This is a genomic window from Streptomyces lushanensis (assembly GCF_001700515.1).
GTDB classification, from domain to species: domain Bacteria; phylum Actinomycetota; class Actinomycetes; order Streptomycetales; family Streptomycetaceae; genus Streptomyces; species Streptomyces lushanensis.
Map to the genome: position 1 here is coordinate 1 of NZ_MAUD01000706.1, position 520 is coordinate 520.

The 520-nt window shown below is 70.8% G+C and carries 1 protein-coding gene; it reads left to right on the forward strand.

Translation table 11 applies throughout. The features are described from left to right. Positions 1 to 29 precede the first annotated feature (29 nt). Complete coding sequence (locus BFF77_RS32530; RefSeq protein WP_211280389.1) at positions 30 to 488, forward strand: nuclear transport factor 2 family protein; 459 nt, start codon at positions 30 to 32, stop codon at positions 486 to 488. Positions 489 to 520 lie beyond the last annotated feature (32 nt).

A 520-nucleotide genomic window follows, 5' to 3' on the forward strand; every position in this document is an offset into this window, starting at 1 on the left:
CCGGGCCCTTACTGCCGGAGACTGAGCCGATGACACAGCGCGTGGATCTCGCGACCGTGATGGGCCGTCTCGCCATCGATGAGGTGGTCACCAATTACGCGGTGGCCGTGGACGACGCCGACTGGCCCGGCTACCGGGCCCTGTTCACACCGGACGGCCGCGCCGACTACACGGCGGCGGGCGGTATCGAGGGTTCGGCCGCGGAGGTCGCCGACTGGCTGGCCGGCACGCTGCGCCCGTACAGCATGCACCAGTTGCTGATCGTCAACCGCCGGCTGCGCATGCAGGGTCCCGACGGTTATCCGGGTGATCTCGCCGAACTGCGGGCGGACTATCTCAGCCCTCGGCGGCACGAGTCGGGCGAGGAGCTGATGAGCGGCGGGCGGTGCTCGTTCGGGCTGCTGCGGGACGAGACGGGCTGGCTGCTGCGGACGGTGGCCGTCCATGAGAAGTGGCGGCGCGTCTCGCCCTCGTCCGACGCCGGCTGACATCGGCCGCCCCCAGGACACCGCTTCTCTCC

Coding starts and splice junctions, on each gene's coding strand:
- BFF77_RS32530 (WP_211280389.1), top strand. CDS start 30: ATGACACAGCGCGTGGATCTCGCGACCGTGATGGGCCGTCTCGCCATC.